Origin of the sequence: Ideonella livida (assembly GCF_010499455.1) — a bacterium.
Lineage (GTDB): Bacteria > Pseudomonadota > Gammaproteobacteria > Burkholderiales > Burkholderiaceae_C > Ideonella > Ideonella livida.
Genome location: NZ_JAAGOH010000097.1, coordinates 1 through 336 on the forward strand (window position 1 = coordinate 1; position 336 = coordinate 336).

Genomic DNA, 336 nt, shown 5'->3' on the forward strand with positions numbered 1-336 from the left:
CCCTCGCCGGCGTAGACGTTGCCCCAGCCCCAGACGTGGCTGCTGCTGACGGTGATGTGGTCGTTGCCGGCGCCGGTGCTGATGTAGTCGTCAAAGCCCGCGCTGTTGGTCAGGACGATGTCGTCACCGCTGCCGGTGGTGAGGTTGTAAGCCTCAAAGCCGGAGACGGTATTGCCGTGGAGCAGCAGGGTGGCGCTGGGGTCGGAGAGGTCGGCGACGATGGCGGTGGTGGCGCTGGACCAGTCGGCATAGAGGCGGTCGTCGCCGGTGCCGCCGACCAGGGTGTCATCGCCGGCGCCGTCGGTCAGGGCGTCGTTGCCGGCGCCGCCGTCGATG

The 336-nt window shown here is 69.3% G+C and carries 1 pseudogene; it reads right to left on the bottom strand.

The annotated features are described in order from the left end of the window. A pseudogene (locus G3A44_RS23210) lies at positions 1–336 on the bottom strand (hypothetical protein); the annotation flags it as partial.